Here is a 24,531-nt window from a genome sequence, read left to right as displayed (position 1 = left end):
ATGCCGATCGACACGATGCGACACGCCGGGCAGTGAGAAGAATCGTGCCGGCCCGGGTCAGCCCTCGGCGAGCGTGCCCACCTCGCCGGCCGCGTGCGTGCCCTTGGCGAGCTGGGAGAACAGTTCGGCGTTCTTCGCATCGTCGAGCAGCACCGACGAGCCGACGCCGTCGACGTAGTAGTCGGGGTCGGACCAGTAGACGCTGCCGGACACGCCGCCGTCGCCGGTGGCGTCGCGGAACGCCAGCGCCATGCTCGCCAGCGACATCGGCGAGGCGTCCTCGTCGACGGTGATGGCGGCCAGGGACGCCTCGGCAAGCTTGCGGACGGTGGTGAAGTCGGTGAGCGTCTTGGCGCTCAGCGCCTTGCGCATCACGGCGGAGATGACCTGACGCTGGCGGGCGGCGCGGCCGAAGTCGCCCTGCGCGTCGGCGTAGCGCATGCGGGAGAAGGCGAGCGCGGTGGTGCCGTCGGCCTCATGGCATCCGGAGGCCCATTCAAGACCGGAATACGGGTCGCTGATGTCCTGGTCGTAGCACAGTTCGATGCCGCCGAGCGCGTCGACGACGCTGACCAGACCGTTGAACTGGATCTCGGCCACATGGTCGATCTTCAGCCCGGAGATCTGCTCGACCTCGCCGACCAGCGCCTGCTGGCCGTAGAACTGGGCGACGCCGTTGATCTTCATGTACTGGCCGTCGATCTCGGTGAGCGTGTCGCGAGGGATGGAGATCAGCGAGGACGGGCCGGACCGCGGCTTGGTGAGCACGAGCAGCGTGTCGGTGCGGAAGCCGGTGATCGTGTCGTCGTCGGCGCCGTTGGCGCCTTCGGTGCCGTCGCGCTTATCGGAGCCGACGAGCAGCCACGACGTGCCCGGCGTGCCGGCCGCGTCGGTGAGCCACGGGCTGCGCTCCAGATGCCCGTCCACCCAGTTCCACGCGCCGAACGCCGAGAAGGCGATCACGAGCGCGAGCGTGAGCAGCACGGCGGCGACCACGCGCATCGGACGCACCCGGCGTCGCCGCATAGCGGCCATACGGGCGTTGCCGCGCGGGGAGACGTAGCCGTCGCGTCCGACCGGAGCCGCCGCAGCGGGCGTCGACCCACGAGGCGACGGCGCCGGCCGCCGCGTGGCGGGCGATGCCGCCGCGCGGCCGTCACGCCCGCCGGACGTCGTACGCGCCGACCTCGGCGACGGCGCGTAGCTGGGCGGCGTGGGCCTGCCCGACCTGCCGGATGCGGCGGCCGGCGCATAGGATGCGGGGGCCGCGTCGGAGGTTCCCCTGCGGACGGCCGATGCCGTCGTGCGGGCCTGCCGCGCATCCGCCGACGATGCGACAGGCGCGGCCGATGCGGCCGATGAGGAGGACACGGGGGAGAAGGACGGCGGCGCCGCCGCGCCGGCACGGGAGACGGCGCCGCCATCGTGACGGGAATCCGTCGACGACGCGGCCGGACGGGCGGGACGACGGGGCGCGATCGACGGCGGCTGCGCTTCCTGCACGCCGCCGGATCCCGCGGCGGCCGTCACGCCGGGCGCGGCCGGCGACGCGGCGCGCCGGCGTCCCGCGGACGGAACGAAGCTGGGGGGAGCGGCCTGCATGGACCCGTCGCTGCCGTCAGCCATATGCATGAGTGATCCTCCATCGCCGTCTGTTTACCAATGACACTGTCGCACAGGACACGGCGCAACCCCCTGCGCGCGGCACGTTCCTGCGCAGGAACGGCACATTGCGATGCGCGGCCCGTTCCGCGGACACGGAAGAGACTTGACAAAACTTACATCGCATGTGTGTAATTTACCCGTTGATGATAACCGAATCGGTAAGGAGGAGACGCATGTGGGGTGTCGTCGATGATTCCGCCGAAGAACCGTTAGCAGTGTTGTGGGGGCTGTTCAGCCGGGATGACGATCTGTCTTGGCAGCACCGGGCATTGTGCTCGCAGACCGATCCCGAAGCGTTCTTTCCCGAGAAGGGCGGATCCACCAGGGACGCCAAGCGCGTATGCGCCGCATGCGAGGTGCGCGAGCAATGCCTGAGATGGGCCATCGACCACGACGAACGCTTCGGCATCTGGGGCGGCATGAGCGAACGGGAACGCCGGCGCTACAAGAGGGAGCATCGGGAACGGGCCTGACCCCCGTACCCGCCATATGCGTACACTGGAGAACATGAATTCCACAGGCAGCAGCGAAATCCAACGGATACTCGCCACGGCGTTGGCGAACCGCCCCTACTCGCACCGTCAGGACGTCGACCCCTCGGTCGCGGCGGTCATCACCGTCGAGGAGGACCGCAGATTCCTGCCCGACACCGTCAAGGCGGTGCTCGAACAGACCGTGCTGCCCTGCGTGATCGTCGTGGCCGACTGCTCCGGCGAGACCGAGGAGGCGACGACCGCCCGCTTCGAGGTGATCCCCTCGCCCTCCGGCCCGCTGCGCGGCATGCCCGAGACGAAGAGCGTCGACGTACGCGTCGTACCGGTCGCCGGCGCCATCTCGTTCTTCGACGCGGCCCGACGGGGCATGGCCGCCGCGATGCTCCCCGACACCGTCGCCGCATGGTGGCTCCTGCACGACGACTCCCGTCCCGTGGGCGAGGACGCGCTCGCCCGCTTGGTCGAATCCTGGCGCAACAACCCCACCGCATCGCTCCTCGGCTGCAAACAGCTCGACTGGGAGGGACGGCGCCTGCACGACGTGGGCCTCTACGCCGGACGCCACCGCGTCGAATCCCTCGTCGTCGACGGCGAGGAGGACCAGGAGCAGTACGACTCCCGACAGGACGTGTTCGCCGTCTCCCTCGCCGGCGCGCTCCTGCCGCTCAGGACGCTCGACGCCACCGGCGGCGCCGACCGCTGGTTCACCACCTTCGGGGAATCCGTCGAACTCTGCCGCCGCATCTGCCTGAGCGGAGGCCGCGTCGTCGTCGTCCCGCAGGCCGGCATCGCCCACCGCCGCGCCCGATTCGAGGGTCTGCGCACCCGCACCGGCCAGGAGGTCGACGAGGACGAGCGTCTCAACCCGGCGCTCGCCGTCCGCCGCACCGCCGAACGCTACCGGTACACCGATTCGCGCATGCTCATGTGGCCGCTGATCTGGCTGTGGTCGCTCGTACTCGCGCTCGTGCAGACGGTCAGACAGCTGGCGTCGAAACGCCCGTACGAGGCCGGCGTCGCCCTGTGCCTGCCGTGGCTGGCGCTCGCCGCCATGCCCGGCGCGGCGAAGGCCCGACGTCGTCTCGCCGCGCAGTCGTCCGTTCCGCTCTCCCGCCTGACCGGTCTGCTGGCGTCGCGCAGACAGATCGCCGCATGGAAGGAGCGCACGCGCGCGATGGAGGACCAGCGCCGCGTCGTGCTGCTCAGCCCGCTCGCCAAGGCGCATCTGCGCCGGCGTCTGATGCGCCGCTGGGGGCTGGCCCTTGCGGCGGCGGCCGTGTCGTTGGTCGCCGTGCTGGTGGCCTACCGCGGTCTGATCGCCGGCGTGATGACCGGCGGCTCCCTGTATTCGGGCACGCTCGTGCCGACCGATGCGACGATGCATCAGCTGGCCGATGCGGCGACCACGCCATGGGTGTTCGGCTCCGGCACCGGCGCCCCGGCGCCGCCCGCGCCGTGGCTGCTGGTGTGGCTGGCCGCCTCCGTGCTCACGCTGGGACATCCGGCGCCGGCGCTGTCCCTGATGTTCTTCGCCGCCGCACCGGCCGCCGTGATGGCGTTCTGGGCGCTGGCCGGCGTGTTCACCCGCTCCGACGCGGTGCGCGCCGCCTCCGGCCTGCTGTGGGTGTCGTTCGGTGCGGCGATGGGCCTGTTCGCGTCGGCGAACCTGCCGATGCTCACGGTGCTGGTGTTCCTGCCGGCGGCGTTCGCGTTCGTGTTCCGCGCGGTCGGCATGTACCGCGCCGAGGATCAGGTGCCGGTCCACCGTTCGGTGCAGTGCGCGGCGCTGGCCTCGCTGTGCTTCGTGCCGGTCGTCGCCGCCGAGCCGCAGCTGCTGCTGCCGCTGGTCGCCGTCTTCCTGCTGTTCCTGCTGTTCGTGCGCCGTCACCGGGTGATGCTGCTGCTCATGCCGGTGCCCGCCTCGTTCGCCGTGGCCCCCACGCTGGTCAACGCGGTGCGCTACGCCGACGAAGGCGCGTGGCGTCAGCTGTTCGCCGACATGACGCTGCCCACGCACGCCGTCAACGGCGACGTGCGCTCCGGCACGCTGGTCGACGTGTTCACCCGCGCGTTCGGCATCGACGGCTGGTCGTGGACGACGGTGGCGCTGGCCGTGGCCGGTGCGCTGACGCTCGCGCTCGCGCTGCTGTCGCTGCTGCTGCCGTTCGCGCTGCGCGTCTCGCGCATGATGTGGATGACGGTGCTCGCCGGCGCCCTGCTCGCGGTGTGCTGCCCGCGCATCGCCGTGGACGTCGATGCGGACGGCCCGATGGCCGCCTCCGTGCTGCCGGGCGTGACGTTCATGCTGTTCGGCATGCTGTCGTGCGTGTGCATCGTGGCGGGCGGCGCGGTGCGCCGCTTCGAGCCGCTGCGACGCGCGGGCGACGCGCCGCAGGCCGGGCCGCGGCCTCGCCGCGTCGTCGCCGCGCGCATCGGCCGGGTCGTGCTGTCGGTGGCGCTGGTCGCGTCGGCGGTCGCCTGCACGGCGGTCGGCCAGGTCCGCTTCGGATCCGACGGCGTGCAGGCCAGCGACACGGGTCTGCCGATGGTCGCCGCCGACTACCTGTCGCAGGGGCCGGACCACCGCGTGCTGGCCCTGCGCGCCGACGGCGGGAACTCCGTCGGCTATACGGTGATGCGCACCCGCCGAGGCGACCTGGTCGACGAGTCCCCGGCCCTGCGCGTGCGCGCCGCGGCCGGCTGGACGGACGCCGACGCCGACGTCATCGCCGACGCTGCGGCCCGTCTGCTGGCGGGCGCCGACGCCGACGCGATCGCATCCATCAGCGCGCTGGGATTCGGCGGCGTGTTCGTCGCGGCCGGCTCGGACGGCGCCGACGACGCAGCCCAGCAGCTTATGACCAACGTGGCCGCGTCGCAGGGCGTGCGGGTGGTCGTCGCCGCCGACAACGGCACGTACTACCGTCTGACGATCAACGGCATCGATGCGCAGAACATCGACGTGTCCTGGCAGCGCAGCACGCAGTCGAGTCCGTGGCGCATGGCCTGGCTCGTGACATTGGGCGTACTGCTCGCCCTGTACTGTCTGGTCGCGCTGCCGCACCGCGCCTACCGCTATCACGGGGAGGAATCATGAGCGCCCGACGCAAGAAGCCGATGAGGACCGCCACCCGCATCGCCCTGGCCGTGCTGACTATGGTGCCGATCGTGGCGCTGGCCGGCGGCCTGACGGCGATCGACCCGCTGCCGGATGCGGTCGACCCGCTCGGGGCGTTCGGCGCCCGCTCCGATTTCGCCCGCAGCGTCGGACAGCTCTCGACGGCGTCGTACTGTCCGGCGCGCATGGCGCTGGCCGACACCGGCTCGTACGGCGACGCCGAGTTCCAGGCGACCGTGGGCGACATCGCGGCGACGGCGCGCTATGCGGCGTTCGGCTCCGTGTACCGCACCGAAGTGACCGGACTGGACGGCGGGGACGCGCTCACGACGCTCGCCGCGGACGGCTCGGGCGACGGCACGCTCGTCGCGACCTCGGACATGGAGGAGACCGCGACCCTGCTGCAGACGAGACTGCTGTCGTCGGAGGACGGCACCGGCACCGCGGCATCGGTGATGTCGCACGCCTCCGAAGGCGACCTGCGCGGTCTGTCGGCGGCCTCGTGCGTGGCCACGGCGCTCGACCAGTCGTTCCTGCTGCCCTCGACCGGCACCGGCGCCACCCAGCAGCTGATCGTCGCGAACCCCTCCAGCAAGGCGACCACCGTGCGCCTGAACGCGTGGGGGACCTCGTCGGGCGATCGCCTCAGGGCCTCGACCGGTGAACGGTACACGGTTCCGGCCCACGGCGAGAGCGTCATCGACCTGTCCGCCGCCGTGAGCGGTCAGGAGGGCGTGTACGTGACGGTGTCCAGCACGCTCGCGCCGGTGTCCGCCGTGGTGCGCGTCGTGCTCGCCGACGGGCTGACGCCGAAAGGCTCCGACTATGTGACGCCCATCACCGTCTCCGGCGACTCCCTCGTCCTGCCGGGCCTCGACGAGGCCGATACGGTCCGCGTGTTCGTGCGTGCCGCGACGGGCGGCGACATCACGTTCTCGTGGCTCACCGGCGACGGCGCCGAACAGGCCTCCACGCAGCAGGTCGAGGCGGATCGCGTGGGCGTGGTCGATCTGGGCGAGGTCCCCGAGGGCGCGACGGCGCTCCTCGTGGAAGGCGCCGACACGGTCGACGACATCGTCGCCTCGGCGTTCGTCTCGCGCGACGGCGACGACGGGCAGGCCGACTTCGCGATGGTCGGCGCCGCCTCGCCGTCCGCCTCGTCGGCCATCGCCGTGCCGGACGGCGCGACCACGACGCTCGCGTTCGCCGCGACGGACGGCGACGCCGAGGGCACGCTGACCGTATACGACGCCGACGGCGTGGCGACGGCCACGCGTGACATCGCCGTGACGGCCGGCACGTCGATGTCGGTGGCGCTGTCCGATGTAGCCGACGATGCGGCGGCCGTGCGTCTCGACGTGACCGAAGGCCGCATCGCCTGGGGCGCCCGTCCGTCCGTACCGTCGCTCGACGATGCGGACGTGGCGCAGGCGGCCTATCTGCCGGCCTCGGCGCTGGCGGCGGCGACCACGACGGTGTTCTCCGTCGAGGATCCGACGATCGTGCGCTGACGGCCGCGGCGTCGGGACATATGCGAAAAGGGGCCGCGGCGAATCGGTTCGGACGATTCGCCGCGGCCCCTTCATATCCGCATGCGGCGGACGTTGCGGCTCACAGCCCCCAGTCGGGGTCGATCTCCTCGGGGCGGCGGCCGAACAGGTCGGCCAGCCGCGCCACGACCTCGTCGCGGATCACCAGCTGCATGTCCATGCGGTTGCGCGCCACGGCCTGGATCGGCATGCGGTAGAGCACGATGCGCGCCGGCACGCCGTGCGAGGCGGGAAAGCACTGCGAGTTGAGGTTCGGATGCGTCTCCCACGGGGCCGGCTGCGAGGGCGGCACGTCCTCGACGGCGAACTGCACCGACTGCACGAACTGCGGCCATGCGCCGTTGAGCCGGCGGATCTGCGCGGCCACCATGTCGTCGAACATGCCGCTTCGGGTGCGGTAGCGCGGCAGTCGGGTGCCGAACATGGGCGTGCGGGTGCCACGTCCGTGACGGTTGCGGTATACGGGTCTGTTCCACGGTGCTTCGCTCATGCGTACCACGATAGGCCATGGCGTCGGCCTGCGCGCGCCGGTTCTCCCGTGGCGTCGCTCCGTGGCCCGCCGGCCGCGGTGCGCTAGGATACTGTCTTGGAAACACCCGCGCAACGAAAGGCGGTCCCCGCAATGCGAGAGCCACGCCGCTGGGCGCACACCGACCTCGACGGCATCGTCGCCGCCATGAAGGCCGTCGCGTTCGATCTGGACAACACGCTCGCCTCGTCCAAGCAGCCGATGTCGCCGGCCATGGCGGAGCGCTTCGCCGCGCTCACGCACCTGACGGACGTCGCCGTCATCACCGGGGGACGGTTCTCGTTGGTGAGAAGCCAGATCCTCGACATGGTGGAGGACCGGATCGATCCGACGCATCTGCATCTGATGCCCACCAGCGGCACCCGCTACTACCGCTGGGACGTCGCGGAGAGCGCATGGGAGCTGGTCTACTCGCACGATCTGAGCGCCGACGACCGCGCCGCGTCGATCGCCTCGCTCGAACGCCGTGCCCGCGAACTGGGCATGTGGGAGGAGCAGGTGGCGGGGGAGCGCATCGAGGACCGCGGCAGCCAGCTCACGTTCTCGGCGCTCGGCCAGCTCGCCACGCCGGACGACAAGGCCCGCTGGGATCCCGACGACGCGAAGAAGCGACGGCTCGCCGCGGCGGTCGCCGCCGATGTGCCGCACCTCAAGGTGCGCCCCGGCGGGTATACGAGCATCGACGTGTCCCTGCCCGGTTTGGACAAGTCGTACGCGGTGCGCGAACTGTGCCTGACGCTCGGCATCACGCCCGACGACCTCGTGTTTATAGGCGACCGCATGACGCCGGGCGGCAACGACTATCCGGCAGCGCAGGCCGGCGCCGTGGCGCTGATCGTGACCGACCCGTCCGACACGCTCCGGCTCGTCGACGCGATCCTGGAACGGCTGTGAACGGGAGTCCGGCGTCTGCGCAACGGCCGTCGTCCCCGGTACGTCCGAAACGTCCATCGGAACGAGACGGCTTCGGCCGGACGCGGGGGAGCGGGCCAGTGACTCTGCTGCGGGACGTCGCCGGTCTGCTCTGGCCGCGCGGCTGCGCCGGCTGCGACCGTCCCGACGAGGTGCTGTGCGCGCGATGCCGCGCGCTCATGTCGATGACGGTCGAACGTCCGCTCGCCGGCCGCGAGGGCGCGGCGTCGGCGTCGTGCGGCGTCTACCGCGGACCGGTGCGCCATGCGATCCTGTCGTGGAAGGACCACGACGATGCGGAATGCGACGGCCCCTTCGCCGTCCTGCTGGCCGACCTGGCCGTCCGATGCGGTGCGGCGGACGGCGGCGCGCCGCTGACGCTCGTGCCGGCGCCCTCGTCGACGGCGTCGATGCGACGGCGCGGCCGGGCGCACATGCGCGACCTGACGTCCCGCACGGCCCGCGAGCTGCGCCGGCGCGGCTACGACGCCCGGTGCGTGCCGCTGCTGCGCAACGGCGCCGTCGGCGGCAAGTCGGTCGAGACGACCGGCGCATCCCAGCGTGGGGAGCGGATCCGCGGCCGCATCGGCGTCGCCACGGCGGCGACCGGTCTCGAAGGCCGGGTGTTCCTGACGGACGACATCGTCACCACCGGTTCGACGCTGCGCCAGTGCGTCGCCGCGCTCGACGCCGCGGGCATCGTCGTGTCCGGCGCGCTGACGCTCGCGTCGGTGCCCGAACGCGGCGACGCGGATACGGCGGACGGTGCGTTTGCCGCGGATACGACGATGCCCTGACCATGATGATGGCCAGGGCATCGGAAGGATGTCGCGGACGCCGTATCCGGTGACGGCATGACGGACATGACGGGTCAGTCGGCGTCGAGATGGTATTTGGGCAGCCGCACCTCGAAATCGACGCCGCGGCTGTCGTCGACGACGCGCACGGTGCCGCCGTGCAGCTGGGCCGCCCAGCGGGCGATCGCCAGTCCCAGCCCGGTGCCGCCCGACTCGGTGCCGGGTCCCGGACGCCCCTTGACGAAGCGCTGGAAGATGCCGGCGCGTTCGGCGTCGGGGATATGGGAGCCGAAGTTGACGACGTTGGTGACGACGAGGCCCTCGTCCGTATCCTCATGGGCTTCGATGAGCACGGTCGTGCCGTCGGCGGAGTGCTTGAGCGCGTTGGCGATGACGTTGGTGAACAGCTGGCGCAGCCGGTCCTGGTCGCCCTCCATCACCAGCGGGCCAGCCACGTCGAGCAGGATGTCGTGCGCGTGGCCGGCGTCGGCGATCTCCAGCGGTTCGATGATCTCGTCGAGGAATGCGGCGAAGTCGAACTCCTCGACGTTCAGGCTCGCCGCGCCCGCCTCCATGCGCGACAGGTCGAGCAGGTAGGCGATGAGGTCGCCGAGCCGGTGGGTCTGCGTGAGCAGGCCCTCGAGGTTGGCGGGGGAGGCCTCGGTGACGCCGTCGGCCATGTTCTCGACCTGCGCCTGCAGCGCGGACACGGGGGTGCGCAGCTCATGGCTCACGTTGGCGATCATGTCGAGGCGCATCTGGTCGGCGTGCTGGAGCTCCTCGGCCATGTCGTTGAACGCGCGCGTCAGCTGGCCGATCTCGTCGTTGCTGTCGGTGCCCAATTGGACGCGCACGCTGTAGTCGCCGTCGGCCATCGCGTCGGCCGCGTCGCGCATCTGGCGCAGCGGCGCGATCAGTCCGTGGGAGAACAGGTAGGTGACGCCCAGCGCGACGACGAGCGTCAGCGGCATGGCGACCCAGCCGCTCCAGCCGATCTTGAGCAGGATCCACGCCATCGCGAACACGATGACGGAGGCGAGGATGATGATGACGCTCAGTTCGAGCTTGAGCGAGGAGAAGAACCCGATCGGGCGCACCACCTTGCGGCGGGCGCCCGTCGGGCGCGGATTGCGACGCGTTCCGGGCATGCGTGCGCGGCTTCCGGTCTCGCTCATTCGGCGTTCGCCGGAGGCTCGAACGCGTATCCGACGCCGTGCACGGTGCGGATCATCGCCGAACCGAGCTTGTGGCGCAGGGCCTTGACGTGCGAGTCGACGGTGCGGGTGCCGGACGCGTCGACCCAGTCCCACACCTCCTCGAGGAGCTTCTCGCGGGTGAGCACCGAACGCGGCTTGCGGGCGAGGGTGGCCAGCAGGTCGAATTCGGTGGGCGTCAGATGCACCTGGACGCCGTCCGAGACGACGATGCGCTGCCCCGGATCGATGACCAGGGAGCCGAAGTCGAGGATCTTCTCGTTCTCGGAGTTCTTGGCGATCACCTTCGCGCGTTCCACGCGTCGCAGCAGGGCCTTGCACCGGGCGATCAGCTCGCGCATCGAGAACGGCTTGGTCATGTAGTCGTCGGCGCCTGCGCCCAGACCGATGACCTTGTCCGTCTCGTCGTCGCGGGCGGTCAGGATCAGCACCGGGACGGGCCGTTCGGCCACGATGCGCTTCGTGGCCTCCAGACCGTCCATCACCGGCAGCATGATGTCCATGATCACCAGATCGGGCTTGAGCTGCTTCGCCGCCTGAACGGCGCTGGCCCCGTCGGAGGCCACGCGCGCCGTCCATCCCTCGGCCGTGATGCGCTGCGCGACGGCGGTGGCGAGCGTGGGCTCGTCCTCCACCACCAGCACGGTGCGCGGGGTCGTGGAACGCGTTGCAGTGTTCAGCATAGGGGGAACCGCCTTTCAGTCAATCGGCTCCAAGAATACCGCACCGAGCGCCGGCACGGTGATGCGGGCCGACCATTCGCGCGAATGGTACGGCTCGTCGGACGCCTCGAACTCGCCGTTGTGCAGGTCGGAGCCGCCGTACTTCGCGTCGTCGGTGGTGAGCGCCTCGCGCCAGCGGCCGCCCTGCGGCAGGGCGATCTGGTAGTTCTGCCACGCCTGGCCGGAGAAGTTGACGACCACGACCATCTGCTCGCCGTCCTTGCCGATGCGCACGAAGCTCAGCACGTTGTGGTCGGCGTCGTCGCTGGTGAGCCACTGGAAGCCGGCCGGTTCGAAGTCCTGGCTCCACAGCGCCGGCGACGCCTTGTACAGCGCGTTGAGGTCGGCGACGCAGCGCTGGACGCCGGCGTGGTCCTCCCACTGCAGCGACTCCCAGTCGATGGAGCCGTCGTGGTCCCATTCGGCCCACTGCGCGACCTCGTTGCCCATGAACGAGAGGTTCTTGCCCGGATGCGCCCACTGGTAGGCGAACAGGGCGCGCACGCCCGCGTACTTCTGCCAGTTGTCGCCCGGCATCTTGCCGAACACGGAGCCCTTGCCGTAGACGACCTCGTCGTGGCTGATCGGCAGCACGTACTGCTCCGAGTAGGCGTAGACCATCGAGAACGTGATCTCGCCGTGGTGCCACTTGCGGTTGATCGGCTCCTCGTGCAGGTACTGGAGCGTGTCGTGCATCCAGCCCATGTTCCACTTGAGGCCGAAGCCCAGGCCGCCGGTGCTGGTGGGCGCGGTGATGCCCGGATAGGCGGTGGACTCCTCGGCGATCATCATGATGCCCGGGTTGTTCTTGTACGCGGTGGCGTTCGCCTCCTTGAGGAAGTCGATCGCCTCCAGGTTCTCGCGCCCGCCGTAGATGTTCGGACGCCACTGGCCGGCCTCGCGGCTGTAGTCGAGGTAGAGCATCGAGGAGACGGCGTCGACGCGCAGGCCGTCGACGTGGTATTCGTCGAGCCAGAAGCAGGCGTTGGCGACGAGGAAGTTGCGCACCTCGCGGCGGCCGAAGTTGAAGATGTAGGTGCCCCAGTCCGGATGCTCGCCGCGCAGCGGGTCCGGGTCCTCGTACAGCGGGGTGCCGTCGAAGCGGCCCAGCGCGAACGCGTCCTTGGGGAAGTGGGCGGGCACCCAGTCCATGATCACGCCGATGCCGGCCTCGTGCAGGCGGTCGACGAGGTACTTGAAGTCGTCGGGGGAGCCGAGGCGCGAGTCGACCGCGTAGTAGCCGGTGACCTGATAGCCCCACGATCCGGAGAACGGGTGCTCGGCCAGCGGCATGAACTCGACGTGCGTGTAGCCCATCTTCTCGACGTAGGGGACGAGCTCGTCGGCCAGCTCACGGTAGTTCGCGATGCCGGAGCGCCAGCTGGAGGCGTTGACCTCGTAGATGCTGACCGGGCCGTTGTGCGCGTCGGTGGTGCGGCGGCGCTCCATCCACGCCTCGTCGCCCCACTCGTGGCCGGATTCGACGACGATCGAGCCGGTGGCCGGCGGGATCTCGTGCGAGCGCTCCATCGGGTCGGCCTTCATCGTCCACTCGTAGTTGGCGTTGAGGATCTCGTACTTGTAGACCTCGCCGGCGCCGACGCCGGGGATGAAGATCTCCCACACGCCGGAGGAGCCCAGTTCGCGCATCGCATGGCGGCGGCCGTCCCAGGCGTTGAAGTCGCCGACCACGCGCACGGCGTGGGCGTTGGGCGCCCACACGGAGAACGCGGTGCCGACCAGCTGCTCGCCGGGGGTGCCGTCCGCGCCGCCCATCGGATCGTCGAAGCGAAGGACGTGGGCGCCCAGCGCCTCCCAGAGACGCTCGTGGCGGCCCTCGCCGAACAGGTAGGTGTCCATCTCGCCGATGGTGGGCAGGTAGCGGTACGGGTCGTCCTCGACGACGGTGGCGCCCGACTCGTAGGAGGTGCGCACGCGGTAGTCCGGGATGGAGAAGCCGTGCTCGTTCTTCGCGGCGGGCACGACGGCGACGAACACGCCGTTGTACTCGTGGCGGGCCTCGGTCTCGCCGTCCTGGGTGATGATGGTCACGGTGCGGGCCAGCGGGCGGAGCACGCGGATCGTGGCCTCGCCGGCATGGTCGCCGGAGCCGAGATGGCCTCCGAGCACACCGTGGGGGTTGTAGAAGCTGGCGTTGCTGACCGCGTCCAGGTCACCCTGATTGACGGGGGCGGCAATGATATCGTCGTTGATGTTCGTATGTGTAGCCATACCCAGATAGTGTAGAACTCCTCGGCGCGGATGGCGGCATTGGCGTGCCGCGTGTATCGAATTTCGGTCACTTGTCCGCGAGGTCCACCCCCTGTGCCACAATCGTTCGGGTTTGTTATAGGCTCACACGGAGGATTCATGGCTTACAAGGTCGGCGATATGGTTGTCTATCCGCGTCACGGCGCGGCGAGAGTGGAGGCCATCACCGAGCGGACGGTGAAGGGCGTCACGAGGGAGTATCTGGAGCTGTCCGTGATCTCCTCCGACGGACTGGTCATCAACGTCCCCGTCGACAACGCCAGGAAGGTCGGCGTGCGCGACATCGTCGACGGCGACGAGGTGGCGAAGGTCTTCGAGATCCTGCGCACCCCGATCATCGAGAAGGAGATGAACTGGTCGCGCCGCTACAAGCTGAACGTCGAGAAGATCGCGACCGGCGACGTCAACAAGATCGCCGAGGTGGTGCGCGACCTCGCCCAGCGCGACGTCGACGACCACGGCCTGTCGGCCGGCGAGAAGCGCATGCTCACCAAGGCGCGCAGCATCCTCACGTCCGAGATCGCCCTGTCCGAGAAGCTCGACAACGAGGAGACGCAGCGTCTGCTCGACGTCAACCTCGGCTACGCCGAGCCGCAGCCGGGCGACGAGAAGCACCACACCCAGGCCCCCGAGGAGGCCGCCGCCGACACGCTGGCGCGCGTCGAGGCCGAGGGCAAGAAGTCGCGCAAGAAGTGATCGTCGCGTCCGCGCATGCGGACGCCGTGGCGGCGCGCCCCCGACTGCGGTGCGCGCCGCCTTGTCATATCCGGATTCGGAAGGATAAGGAGCTGCGTGATGAACGCGCATATGAGCATCGGCCAGGGCTTCGACGCCCATCATTTCTCCGACGATCCGTCCCGCGAGCTGTGGATGGCGTGCCTGCGCTGGGACGGCCGCGGCATCGAGGGCGATTCGGACGGCGACGTCGCCGCCCACGCGCTCATCGACGCGCTGCTGTCCGCGGCGGGACTGGGCGACATCGGCGGCCTGTTCGGCGTGGGGGCGGACTCCGCCGGAGCCGGCGCGCATGGGGCGGCGATGCTGGAGCGTACGGCCGCGCACCTGCACGCGCACGGATGGGAGCCGGTCAGCGCGAGCGTGGCGCTCGTCGGCAACCGTCCCAAGGTGGGGCCTCGGAGGGCCGAAGCCCAGCGGGCCATGTCGGCGGCCGTCGGATGCCCGGTGTCGCTGACCGCGACGACCACCGACGGCATGGGATTCACCGGCCGTGGCGAGGGCGTCGCCGCCATCGCCACGGCGCTGGTCGAGCCGATCGACTGACGGCTCCGGGGCCACGTCCCCAGCTGGGCCGACGGAGGGACGGGGCGGAGGATTCAGCCCTTGCGGCCGGTGACGGTCCGGGCGACGGCCCAGAACAGCGTGGACAGCGCCACGATGACGAAGCTCGGCGGGGCCGGGAACATCGCCGCCACGACGAGACCGCCCCAGATGGCCGCCAGGCACAGCAGGCCTGACAGGACCATCGCGGCCAGCGGCGAACGGGCGATCATGTCCGCGGTCGCCGCCGGCGTGACGACCAGCGCGAAGATCAGCAGCGTGCCCACGGCCGGCACGGCGATCGTGATCACGCCGGCCATGATCGCCATGAACGCGACGTTCATCAGCCCCGTCGGCACGCCCTTGGCCTGGGCGACCTGCTCGTCGACCGAGCTGAACAGCAGCGGCCGGTAGATGACCGCCAGCACGGCGAGCAGCAGCACGTCGAACACGGCGAAGCCGACGATCTGCGCGGGCGTGATCGTCAGGATCGACCCGAACAGGATCGACTGCATCTGCTGGGAGGCCGAACTCGACAGACGCGCGAAGAACAGGCCCAGGCCGGTCGCGAACGCGAGCACCGTGCCGGTGGCGATCTCGCGCTGCGAGGCGCGCTTGCCGAGCAGTCCGATCACCAGCGCGCCGGCCAGCGCGAACGCGCCCAGTCCCAGCGACACGGGAATGCCGAGCAGGGCCGCGCCGGTCGCGCCCGGCAGTCCGATGTGGGCGAGCGCGTGCGCGGCGAACGTGGAGCGACGGGCGAGAGTGAAGTAGCCCATCACGCCGGCCGCGAACGCGATGCACGCGCCGGCGAGGAACGCGTTCGTCATGAACGGCGTCGCGAGCGTGGCGAGCCAGGCGGGGTCGTAGGCGAAGTCGATCATCGGAGCGTCCTTCCATGCGTCGTGCCATGGGTCGTGTCGTCTGCCGCATCGTGGCGGTGGAGGCCGGCGATCTCGTCGGCCGTGTGCACGTCGGCGGCGTCATCGTCGCCCAGCCCGGGTGTGACGAACATGTCGCCCTGCGGGGTGGTGACGACCTGCACGCGCGTGCCGTACAGGTGGGTGAGCAGGTCGGAGTCGAGCACCCGGTCCATGGCCGCGTAGTGGGGGTGGCCGTCGAGCAGGTAGACGGCTCCGGTGAGGATCGGCAGCAGCATGTTGAGGTCGTGGGCGACGACCTGGATGGTCATGCCCAGATCGCGGTTGAGCCGGGCCAGCAACTGCACGACGGCGCGCTGGCTGGCCAGGTCGAGGTTGGCGAGCGGCTCGTCGAGCATGAGCAGCTCGGGGTCGGCCACGAGCGCCTGCGCGATCGCGACGCGCTGGCGCTGGCCGCCCGACAGGTCGCTCAGTCGGTGGCGAGCCTTGTCGGCGATGCCGGCGAATTCGAGCGCCTGCATCGCCTTGGCCTTCTGCGCGCGCGTGACCGGGTGGATGCCGAAGCGGGTGCCGGTCAGCCCCAGCAGCGCCGATTGGAGCGCGGTGAGGCTGGAGTCGACGTCGGAGGCGTAGATCTGCGGCACGTAGCCGATGCGCCGGTTGGCGCGTCCGGCCGGTTCGCCCAGCACGTCGATGGAGCCGTGGGCGAGGGGGATCAGGCCGAGTTCGGCCTTCATCATCGTGGTCTTGCCGGTGCCGTTGGTGCCGACGATCGCGGTGACCGACCCGCGGGGGATCGTGAAGTCGCCATGCTGCCAGATCGTGCGTCCACCGCGCGCCACGGCCGCGTCGCGGAAGACGATGCAGGGTCCGCCCTGCGTCGCGTCAAGATTCGTCATTGGAGTCCGTCCCGTCCGTTGTGTTCCGCGACGGATTATTCCAAATGACGTTGACAATCATTCTCATTAAGGATGGATGTCCTGATGTCCGTGCCGACGTCCTCCGACGGCGGCACGGTGCGGCATCGCCGCCGGCTCACGTCGCTACTGCGCCGATTTGCCGCTGTTCGCGGTATCCGTGCCGTTCGCATCGTCCGATGACGACGGGCGGGGTCGGCAGGTCGGGACGGCCGCGTCCTCGTCGTCCTCGTCGTCCCCGTCGTCCGTGACGCCGTCGGCGCCATCGGTGCCGTCCGTGGCCGATTCCTTCGCCGTGCCGGAGGCATCGCCGTCGGACGATCCGGCGGAATCCGCCGACGCGTCCCCGGCGTCGGTTCCATCCGCGTCCGTGCCCGCATCCGTCGCGTCGTCGTCGCAGTAGGGGAGCGTCAGTTCGATCGCCTCATCGACGATCGAGGCGATCCAGTCGGTGAGCGTGCCCGCATCGTCCGGCATCGTCTCGGCGACGGCGAGCACCGGCACGTCGGCGTGCCGTGCGGCGGCGACCAGCGTCGCCGCCGGATCGTCGGGTACGACGGCCGCATCGTCGTCCGCATCCGCATCATCGTTCTTGGAGGTGTCCGCGTCGTCTCCGTTCTTTGTCCCGTCCCCGGCGTCTGCGTCGGCGTCGCCGTCGGCATTCGCGTCGGATGACTGCGTGCCGTCCGCATCGTCACCGTCGGTCGCCTCGTCGATGGTGATGTCCTTGGCCGCTTCGGCGGACTGCGGGTCGGTGACCAGCAGATCCGTGCCGGCCGTGCCGAGCAGCTCATCGAACGCGCGGTAGTCGTCCGCCTCGACGGGGGCGTCGTCGGACATGGCGAGCGCGTAGCCCTCCGGTGTCGCGTCGGCCAGTCCCATGTCGGACATCAGATAGTAGGCGACGTCGCCGGTCGCCGCGTACGTGCCGTCCTTGTGGTCCTTGGCGAAGCCGGCCATCGCCTCCTCGAGGGCGTCCTCCGTCTTGAGCCACTGCCGGTAGTTGGCCCGGAACGTCTTCTTGAGCGAGGGGCGGGCCTTCGAGAACGCGTTGACGAGCTCCTGCGCCACGCCGGCGCGCGCGTCCTTCGAGAGCCACAGGTAGGGGTTGTCGCCCTCCATCGCGCCCACGGTCTGCGCGGCCGACACCGTCGTGTCGACGTCGCCAGCGGTGCGCGCCGCCCACGCATCGTAGCCGGCGCCATTGGCCACGAGGATCTCGAACCCGTCCGCGTCGCCGTTGTCCTTGGATGACTTGCCGGCGGTGCCGGATCCGGTCTTCGTCGCCTTGGCGTCCTGGGAGAGCGTCGTGACGGACACGTCGTCGCCGCCGATCTGCGCGGCGAGCGACCCCCACATGACGGTCGACGACGCCACGGCGATCGGACCGTCCTTCTGCGGATCCTGCGGCTCCTCGGCCGCCTGCGTGCCGGACCCGCATGCGCCGGCCGACACCAGCAGCGCGACCGCGGCGATGCCGGCGAGCACGCCGGTGCGACGGGAACTGCGGAACATCATCACGCCCTCCTCACTGTTCGCCATGCGGTCACGGCCCCTGCTCCGGGCCCCGCGATGACCTCAACCCACGATAGCCTGACGGTTAGGCAACGCGGTGCGGGGGAGAGCCCCGCGCGAGCACGCCGCAACGACAGATAGGGGACGATATGACGACGATACTGGACGGCAAGGCGACCGCGGCCGCCATCAAGGCGGACCTGCGCGTCCGCGTGGAGCGGCTGCGCGAGCGCGGCGTCGAACCCGGACTGGGCACGCTGCTCGTGGGCGAGGACCCCGGCTCGATGAAGTACGTGGCCGGCAAGCACGCCGACTGCGCCGAGATCGGCATCCGCTCCATCCGCAGGGACCTGCCCGCCGACGCGACGCAGGAGCAGATCGAACGCGCGGTCATGGAGCTGAACGAGGACCCGGCCTGCACCGGATACATCGTGCAGCTGCCGTTGCCGGCCGGCATCGACGCCAACCGCGTCATCGCGCTCATCGACCCGGCCAAGGACGCCGACGGCATGCACCCGGCCAACCTGGGCGAGCTCGTGCTCCACGTGGGCGAATCGCCGGCCACGCCGCTGCCGTGCACGCCGCGCGGCGTGCTGGAGCTGCTCGACGCGTACGGCATCTCGCTGGACGGCAAGGAGGTGTGCGTGCTGGGCCGCGGCATCACCATCGGCCGCACCATCGGCCTCATGCTCACGTCCCGCGCCGTCAACGCGACCGTGACCCTGTGCCACACCGGCACGCGCGACGTGGCCGACCACATGCGCCGCGCCGACGTGATCGTCGCCGCGATGGGCTCGGCCGGATTCGTCCGCCCCGACATGATCCGCGACGGCGCCGTGCTGCTCGACGTGGGCGTCTCGCGCGTCTACGACGAGGCGGCCGGCCGCTGGCGTGTCAAGGGCGACGTCGATCCCGCCTGCCATGCGAAGGCGTCCGCCTACTCGCCCAACCCGGGCGGCGTCGGCCCGATGACCCGCGCGATGCTGCTGGAGAACGTGGTCGAGATGGCCGAGCGCTCGCTCGCCTGACCGAGGCGTCCGCGCGCCGCACGCGCCCGCGACACGCCCGAAATATTAGGGTATGGCTGGCGGTATCGTGGGAATTCGCGTGCGGCAGCGCACGATATAACTGAAGAACGATTCCATCCAACCAACTAGTAAGTAAGAAACCAAGTTTAATGGCAGATTACAATACCGAAGTCGCCAAGGTCGCCATCAACGACATCGGCACCGAAGAGGACTTCATCAAGGCAGTCGATTCCACCATCAAGAACTTCGATGATGGTGATCTGGTCGAGGGTACCGTCGTCAAGATCGACCACGACGAGGTCCTGCTCGACATCGGCTACAAGACCGAGGGCGTCATCCCCTCCCGCGAGCTTTCCATCAAGAAGGACGTCGATCCGGACGATGTCGTCGAGGTCGGCGACACCGTCGAGGCCCTTGTCGTCACCAAGGAGGACAAGGAAGGCCGTCTGATCCTGTCCAAGAAGCGCGCCCAGTACGAGCGCGCCTGGGGCGACATCGAGAAGATCAAGGAAGCCGACGGCGTCGTCGAGGGCACCGTCATCGAAGCCGTCAAGGGCGGCCTCATCGTGGACATCGGCCTGCGTGGCTTCCTGCCGGCTTCGCTGGTTGAGATGCGTCGCGTGCGCGATCTGTCCCCGTACATCGGCCAGAAGATCAAGGCCAAGATCCTGGAGCTCGACAAGAACCGCAACAACGTGGTCCTGTCCCGCCGCCAGTACCTCGAGGAGACCCAGTCCGAAGTCCGCGAGACCTTCCTCTCGCAGCTCAAGAAGGGCCAGATCCGCGAGGGTGTCGTCTCCTCCATCGTCAACTTCGGCGCCTTCGTCGATCTCGGTGGCGTTGACGGCCTGATCCACGTCTCCGAGCTGTCCTGGAAGCACATCGACCACCCGTCCGAGGTCGTCAAGGTCGGCGACAAGGTCACCGTCGAGGTGCTCGACGTCGATCTGGACCGCGAGCGCATCTCCCTGTCGCTCAAGGCCACCCAGGAGGATCCGTGGCAGCGCTTCGCCCGCACCCACGTCCCCGGCCAGATCGTCAAGGGCAAGGTCACCAAGATCGTCCAGTTCGGCGTGTTCATCTCCGTCGAGGACGGCATCGAGGGCCTGGTGCACATCTCCGAGCTGGCCAACCGCCACGTGGAGAACCCGGAGACCGTCGTCAAGCCGGGCGAGGAGGTCTTCGTCAAGGTCATCGACGTCGATCTGGATCGTCGCCGCATCTCCCTGTCCCTCAAGCAGGCCAACGACTCCGTCGACCCGGCCTCCGAGGACTTCGATCCGGCGCTGTACGGCATGCCGGCCGAGTATGACGAGGAAGGCAACTACAAGTATCCGGAAGGCTTCGACCCGAACACCAACGAGTGGATCGCCGGTTTCGAGAAGCAGCGCGAGGAGTGGGAGAACCAGTACGCGGCCGCCCACGACCTGTGGGAGCAGCACAAGGAGTTCGTGGCCAAGGAGCTCGAGAACGCCGCCGCTTCCGCCGCCGAGGATGGCCAGGCTCCGAAGGAAGAGAAGGTCGAAGAGGTGTCCAACTACTCCTCCGAGTCCACTTCCACCGGCACCCTCGCCGACTCCGATCAGCTCGCCGCCCTGCGCGACCAGCTGCTCGGCAAGTGATTCCCTCGCTTGAGAAGAAGTGATTCGGTTACGCCGTTAGCGGCCTGACCGTGGCGGGGCCCGTCCGAGAGATCGGACGGGCCCCGCCTTTTGCATATGGACCCACATGGGCCACGCGAATCCATCCGAAGGAGACGGAGACGACGATGATCAGGATCGGACTGACCGGCGGCATCGCCGCGGGCAAGAGCACCGTGTCGGCGCGGCTGCGGGAGCTGGGCGCGGCCATCGTCGACTACGACGCGCTGGCGCACGCCGTCGTCGCGCCCGGGGGAGCGGCGCTGCCGGCGATCGTGGCGGCGTTCGGGCCGGACGCATTGACGGCGGACGGCACGCTCGACCGTGCGTGGATGGCCGGGCACGTCTTCGGCGCCCACGCGGAGCCGGGGGCGCGCGAGCGGCTGGACGCGATCGAGCATCCGCTCATCTACCGGGCGGCCGCGGACGTCGAATCCGCGCACCCGGATGCGGCCGTCGTCGTGCACGACGTGCCGCTGCTGGCCGAGGTGATCGACGCGATGCCGTTCCGCTTCGACCACGTCGTCACCGTCGAGGCGCCCGAGGACGTGCGCATCGCGCGCATGACCGCCACGCGGGGCATGACCCGCGGGCAGGCGGCCGACCGCATCCGCCACCAGTCGACGCGCGCCGAACGCGAGTCGATCGCCGACGCGGTCGTCGACTCGACCCAGCCGCTCGAACGCATGTTCGAAGCGGTTGATAGGATGTACCGTCAATGGGAGGCCGAGGCCGCGGAGCGCTGACGGGCCGCCCGGAAGTCGCCGCCCTGCGCGGCGGACGCGAGGCAAGGAGCTGACGATGGGATTCGAGATCGAACGCAAGGAGAGGCCGTTCGTCGTCAAGTCGCCCTACCGGCCGTCGGGCGACCAGCCGGCCGCCATCGAGGAGCTGGCGGCGCGCATCGAGAACGGCGAAAGCGACGTCGTGCTCATGGGCGCCACCGGCACCGGCAAGACCGCCACGACCGCGTGGCTCATCGAACGGCTGCAGCGGCCCACGCTCATCATCGAGCCCAACAAGACGCTCGCCGCCCAGCTGTGCGCCGAATTCCGCGAGCTCATGCCCGACAACGCCGTCAGCTACTTCGTGTCGTACTACGACTACTACCAGCCCGAGGCGTACATCCCGCAGACCGACACGTACATCGAGAAGGATTCGAACATCAACGACGACGTGGAGCGCCTGCGCCACGCCGCCACTGCGAACCTGCTCACCCGCCGCGACTGCGTGGTTGTCGCCACCGTCTCGTGCATCTACGGCCTGGGCACGCCCGAGGAGTACGCCGGGCGCATGGTGTTCCTGCGCGAGGGCCAGCAGATCGAACGTGACGACCTGCTGCGCACGTTCGTCGCCATGCAGTACAAGCGCAACGACATCGCGTTCACCCGCGGCACGTTCCGCGTGCGCGGCGACACCGTCGAGATCATCCCCGTATACGAGGAGCTGGCGGTGCGCATCGAGTTCTTCGGCGACGAGATCGACCGCATCAGCACGCTCCACCCGCTCACCGGCGACGTGATCGGCCACGAGAGCGAGATTCACATCTTCCCGGCCTCCCACTACGTGGCCGGCCCCGAACGCATGGAGCGCGCGCTCACGTCGATCCGCGAGGAGCTCGACGAGCGCGTGAAGGCGCTGCGCAAGCAGGGCAAGGAGCTCGAGGCGCAGCGGCTGACCATGCGCACCGAATACGATCTGGAGATGCTCGAACAGGTCGGCTCATGCTCGGGCGTGGAGAACTACTCGCGGCACTTCGACGGGCGCGCGCAGGGCACGCCGCCGCACACCCTGCTCGACTTCTTCCCCGACGACTTCCTCCTCGTCATCGACGAATCGCACGTGACGGTCCCGCAGATCGGCGCCATGTACGAGGGCGACGCGTCGCGCAAGCGCACGCTGGTCGACTTCGGCTTCCGCCTGCCCTCGGCGATGGACAACCGTCCGCTCACATGGCCCGAGTTCCTCGAACGCGTCGGCCAGACCGTCTACCTGTCGGCCACGCCCGGCGACTACGAGCTGGGCCTGTCCGACGGCGTGGTCGAACAGATCATCCGACCCACCGGACTGGTCGACCCGAAGATCGAGGTGCGGCCGGTCGACGGCCAGGTCGACGACCTGCTCGCCGAGATCCGCGACCGCGTGGCGCGCGACGAGCGCACGCTGGTGACGACCCTGACCAAGAAGATGGCCGAGGACCTGACCGCCTACCTCATCGACCAGGGCGTCAAGGTCGAATACCTGCATTCGGACGTCGACACGCTGCGGCGCGTCGAACTGCTGCGCGAGCTGCGCGAGGGCGTCATCGACGTGATCGTCGGCATCAACCTGCTGCGCGAGGGCCTCGACCTGCCCGAGGTGTCGCTCGTGGCGATCCTCGACGCCGACAAGGAGGGCTTCCTGCGCTCCTACCGCTCGCTGATCCAGACCATCGGCCGTGCCGCACGCAACGTGTCGGGCACCGTCATCATGTACGCCGACGAGGTCACCGACGCGATGGACAAGGCCATCGGCGAGACCGACCGCCGACGCGCCCGCCAGATCGCCTACAACAAGGAGCACGGCATCGACCCCAAGCCGCTGGTCAAGAAGATCAGCGATGTCAACGACATGCTCGCCAAGGAGGACGTCGACACCGCCACGCTGCTGGCCGGCGGCTACCGCGACGAGGCGCGCGCCGGCGTCGGCGGGGGAGCGGCGCGCAGCGGGGCGAAGTCCCGAGCCGCCGGCAAGGGCGGCCCGGCGACGGACGGCATGGCCGCCAAGGACCTGGCCGACCTGATCCGGCAGCTGAGCGAGCAGATGCACGCCGCCGCCGAGGAACTCCAGTTCGAGCTCGCCGCGCGCCTGCGCGACGAGATCCGCGACCTGAAGAAGGAGCTGCGGCAGATGACGGAGGCCGGCCGCTAGGGCATGCGGGCGGCGGGCCGGTCCGGCGGCCCGGCAGGGCGGCGGCGCGCGCGGGCGCGTCACCGCCTCTTTCTATATTGGGAGCCATGTCTGAAACCCCCCTTGCATTCATGATCGTCACGCTTGCCGTGCTGGCGGTGTTCTTCGCCGTCGACCTGTTCGTCATCGGACGCAAGCCGCATGTGCCGTCCACCGGCGAATGCGTGCGTCACATCGCGTTCTTCGTGGCCGCGGCGCTCGTGTTCGGCGCCATCATGTGGGCCGTGGCCGGACCGGCCCCGGCGATGGAGTTCTATTCCGGATGGCTCACCGAATACTCGCTGAGCATCGACAACCTGTTCGTGTTCGTCATCATCATGTCGAACTTCGCGGTGCCGAAGATCCTGCAGAAGTACGTGCTGTCGGTCGGCATCGCGGTCGCGCTCGTGCTGCGCGGCGTGTTCATCCTCGTGGGCGCCGCCCTGATCGAACGCTTCACCTGGATCTTCTTCCTGTTCGGCGCGTTCCTCATCATCACCGCCGTCAAGCTCGTCGCGGGCGGCGACGATGACGAGGAGTACCACGAGAACGGCGTCATCAAGGCGCTGCGCAAGGTCATGCGCATCTCCGACGAATACGACGGCGAGAAGCTGCGCACCGTGAAGGACGGCGTCAAGTGCTTCACGCCGATGCTGGTCGTCTTCCTCGCCATCGGCACCACCGACGTGATGTTCGCGTTCGACTCGATCCCGGCGATCTTCGGTCTGACCAAGGACCCGTTCATCGTGTTCACCTCGAACGTGTTCGCCCTGCTGGGCCTGCAGCAGCTGTACTTCCTGCTCGGCGCCCTGCTCGACAAGCTCGTCTACCTGCCCGCCGGTCTGGCGGTCGTGCTCGGCTTCATCGGCGTCAAGCTGATCATGGAGGCGCTGCACGGCAACTCGCTGCCGTTCATCAACGGCGGCCAGCCGGTCGGCTGGGTGCCGGAGGTGCCGACGTGGCTGTCGCTGGCGGTCATCATCGTCGCCATCGGCGGCGCCGCGCTGGCCAGCGTCGTCAAGATGAAGGCGATGGAATCCGCCAAGTGACGATGCCGTGACGTCGCCCCCGG

20 protein-coding genes are annotated in these 24,531 nt (G+C 69.5%); 12 read left to right on the top strand and 8 right to left on the bottom strand.

The features are described from left to right. Positions 1–57: 57 nt before the first annotated feature. A complete protein-coding gene (locus D2E24_RS10585) occupies positions 58–1,026 on the bottom strand; it encodes an LCP family protein (protein WP_241222860.1) in 969 nt (322 codons plus the stop codon). Between the two features lie 812 nt (positions 1,027–1,838). Here D2E24_RS10585 and D2E24_RS04755 point away from each other — a divergent pair. Genes D2E24_RS04755 through D2E24_RS04745 form a run of 3 tightly spaced genes read left to right on the top strand, consistent with a single transcriptional unit; the run spans position 1,839 to position 6,788 of the window. Next, the gene (locus D2E24_RS04755; protein ID WP_125968178.1) at positions 1,839–2,138 is read left to right on the top strand and encodes a WhiB family transcriptional regulator; all 300 of its coding nucleotides are present in this window, start codon (positions 1,839–1,841) and stop codon (positions 2,136–2,138) included. Positions 2,139–2,172: 34 nt separating this feature from the next. After that, positions 2,173–5,256: a glycosyltransferase family 2 protein gene (locus D2E24_RS04750; RefSeq protein WP_125968177.1), complete on the top strand. Its 3,084-nt coding sequence runs from the start codon at positions 2,173–2,175 to the stop codon at positions 5,254–5,256. Further along, the gene (locus D2E24_RS04745; RefSeq protein WP_125968176.1) at positions 5,253–6,788 is read left to right on the top strand and encodes a DUF5719 family protein; all 1,536 of its coding nucleotides are present in this window, start codon (positions 5,253–5,255) and stop codon (positions 6,786–6,788) included. Before D2E24_RS04750 ends, D2E24_RS04745 begins: the two co-directional genes overlap by 4 nt. Positions 6,789–6,888: 100 nt before the next feature. Here D2E24_RS04745 and D2E24_RS04740 read toward each other — a convergent pair whose 3' ends face one another. Then, on the bottom strand, positions 6,889–7,317 hold the full coding sequence (locus D2E24_RS04740) for a metallopeptidase family protein (protein ID WP_125968175.1): 429 nt from the start codon (positions 7,315–7,317) through the stop codon (positions 6,889–6,891). Between the two features lie 132 nt (positions 7,318–7,449). Here D2E24_RS04740 and D2E24_RS04735 point away from each other — a divergent pair, with 132 nt between their 5' ends. Together D2E24_RS04735 and D2E24_RS04730 are read left to right on the top strand one after the other, a co-directional pair. Beyond that, positions 7,450–8,250 (top strand): HAD-IIB family hydrolase, encoded by an 801-nt coding sequence (locus D2E24_RS04735; protein WP_125968174.1) that lies wholly within the window; start codon positions 7,450–7,452, stop codon positions 8,248–8,250. Between the two features lie 98 nt (positions 8,251–8,348). Beyond that, on the top strand, positions 8,349–9,065 hold the full coding sequence (locus D2E24_RS04730; protein ID WP_241222859.1) for a ComF family protein: 717 nt from the start codon (positions 8,349–8,351) through the stop codon (positions 9,063–9,065). 74 nt (positions 9,066–9,139) lie between these two features. Here the strand turns inward: D2E24_RS04730 and D2E24_RS04725 are convergent, their stop codons facing one another. The 3 genes from D2E24_RS04725 to glgB are packed head-to-tail and all read right to left on the bottom strand — an operon-like array spanning position 9,140 to position 13,233. Then, positions 9,140–10,213 carry a sensor histidine kinase gene (locus D2E24_RS04725; RefSeq protein ID WP_125968173.1) on the bottom strand — a complete coding sequence of 358 codons (1,074 nt, stop codon included), beginning with the start codon at positions 10,211–10,213 and terminating at the stop codon, positions 9,140–9,142. 23 nt (positions 10,214–10,236) lie between these two features. Further along, positions 10,237–10,962: a response regulator transcription factor gene (locus D2E24_RS04720; RefSeq protein WP_125968172.1), complete on the bottom strand. Its 726-nt coding sequence runs from the start codon at positions 10,960–10,962 to the stop codon at positions 10,237–10,239. Positions 10,963–10,977: 15 nt separating this feature from the next. Beyond that, the gene (glgB, locus tag D2E24_RS04715; RefSeq protein ID WP_125968171.1) at positions 10,978–13,233 is read right to left on the bottom strand and encodes a 1,4-alpha-glucan branching protein GlgB; all 2,256 of its coding nucleotides are present in this window, start codon (positions 13,231–13,233) and stop codon (positions 10,978–10,980) included. Between the two features lie 138 nt (positions 13,234–13,371). Here glgB and D2E24_RS04710 point away from each other — a divergent pair, with 138 nt between their 5' ends. Beyond that, positions 13,372–13,968: a CarD family transcriptional regulator gene (locus D2E24_RS04710; RefSeq protein ID WP_125968170.1), complete on the top strand. Its 597-nt coding sequence runs from the start codon at positions 13,372–13,374 to the stop codon at positions 13,966–13,968. Positions 13,969–14,079: 111 nt separating this feature from the next. Next, the gene (ispF, locus tag D2E24_RS04705) at positions 14,080–14,553 is read left to right on the top strand and encodes a 2-C-methyl-D-erythritol 2,4-cyclodiphosphate synthase (RefSeq protein WP_125968221.1); all 474 of its coding nucleotides are present in this window, start codon (positions 14,080–14,082) and stop codon (positions 14,551–14,553) included. A gap of 53 nt (positions 14,554–14,606) precedes the next feature. Here the strand turns inward: ispF and D2E24_RS04700 are convergent, their stop codons facing one another. The 3 genes from D2E24_RS04700 to D2E24_RS04690 all read right to left on the bottom strand — a co-directional run bounded on the left by D2E24_RS04700 (position 14,607) and on the right by D2E24_RS04690 (position 17,866). Beyond that, positions 14,607–15,434 carry a metal ABC transporter permease gene (locus tag D2E24_RS04700; RefSeq protein ID WP_125968169.1) on the bottom strand — a complete coding sequence of 276 codons (828 nt, stop codon included), beginning with the start codon at positions 15,432–15,434 and terminating at the stop codon, positions 14,607–14,609. Beyond that, on the bottom strand, positions 15,431–16,330 hold the full coding sequence (locus tag D2E24_RS04695; RefSeq protein ID WP_125968168.1) for a metal ABC transporter ATP-binding protein: 900 nt from the start codon (positions 16,328–16,330) through the stop codon (positions 15,431–15,433). Before D2E24_RS04695 ends, D2E24_RS04700 begins: the two co-directional genes overlap by 4 nt. Positions 16,331–16,474: 144 nt before the next feature. Next, positions 16,475–17,866 carry a metal ABC transporter solute-binding protein, Zn/Mn family gene (locus D2E24_RS04690; protein ID WP_164521011.1) on the bottom strand — a complete coding sequence of 464 codons (1,392 nt, stop codon included), beginning with the start codon at positions 17,864–17,866 and terminating at the stop codon, positions 16,475–16,477. 146 nt (positions 17,867–18,012) lie between these two features. Here D2E24_RS04690 and D2E24_RS04685 point away from each other — a divergent pair, with 146 nt between their 5' ends. From D2E24_RS04685 to D2E24_RS04665, 5 genes are all read left to right on the top strand, one after another. Next, positions 18,013–18,891 (top strand): bifunctional methylenetetrahydrofolate dehydrogenase/methenyltetrahydrofolate cyclohydrolase, encoded by an 879-nt coding sequence (locus D2E24_RS04685; RefSeq protein WP_125968166.1) that lies wholly within the window; start codon positions 18,013–18,015, stop codon positions 18,889–18,891. Positions 18,892–19,040: 149 nt separating this feature from the next. Next, on the top strand, positions 19,041–20,513 hold the full coding sequence (rpsA, locus tag D2E24_RS04680) for a 30S ribosomal protein S1 (RefSeq protein ID WP_125968165.1): 1,473 nt from the start codon (positions 19,041–19,043) through the stop codon (positions 20,511–20,513). Positions 20,514–20,659: 146 nt separating this feature from the next. Beyond that, the gene (gene coaE, locus D2E24_RS04675) at positions 20,660–21,277 is read left to right on the top strand and encodes a dephospho-CoA kinase (RefSeq protein WP_125968164.1); all 618 of its coding nucleotides are present in this window, start codon (positions 20,660–20,662) and stop codon (positions 21,275–21,277) included. A 55-nt stretch (positions 21,278–21,332) separates the two neighbouring features. Next, entirely contained in the window at positions 21,333–23,441 is a 2,109-nt protein-coding gene (uvrB, locus tag D2E24_RS04670; RefSeq protein ID WP_125968163.1) for an excinuclease ABC subunit UvrB, read from the top strand. An 86-nt stretch (positions 23,442–23,527) separates the two neighbouring features. Beyond that, positions 23,528–24,508, top strand: a complete 981-nt coding sequence (locus tag D2E24_RS04665; RefSeq protein ID WP_125968162.1) for a TerC family protein — start codon at positions 23,528–23,530, stop codon at positions 24,506–24,508. The last annotated feature ends 23 nt before the right edge of the window (positions 24,509–24,531 follow it).

The organism is Bifidobacterium samirii, assembly GCF_003952945.1.
Classification (GTDB): domain Bacteria; phylum Actinomycetota; class Actinomycetes; order Actinomycetales; family Bifidobacteriaceae; genus Bifidobacterium; species Bifidobacterium samirii.
Note: the sequence above shows the minus strand (reverse complement) of the source record. Positions and strands in the feature narration are given on the sequence as shown.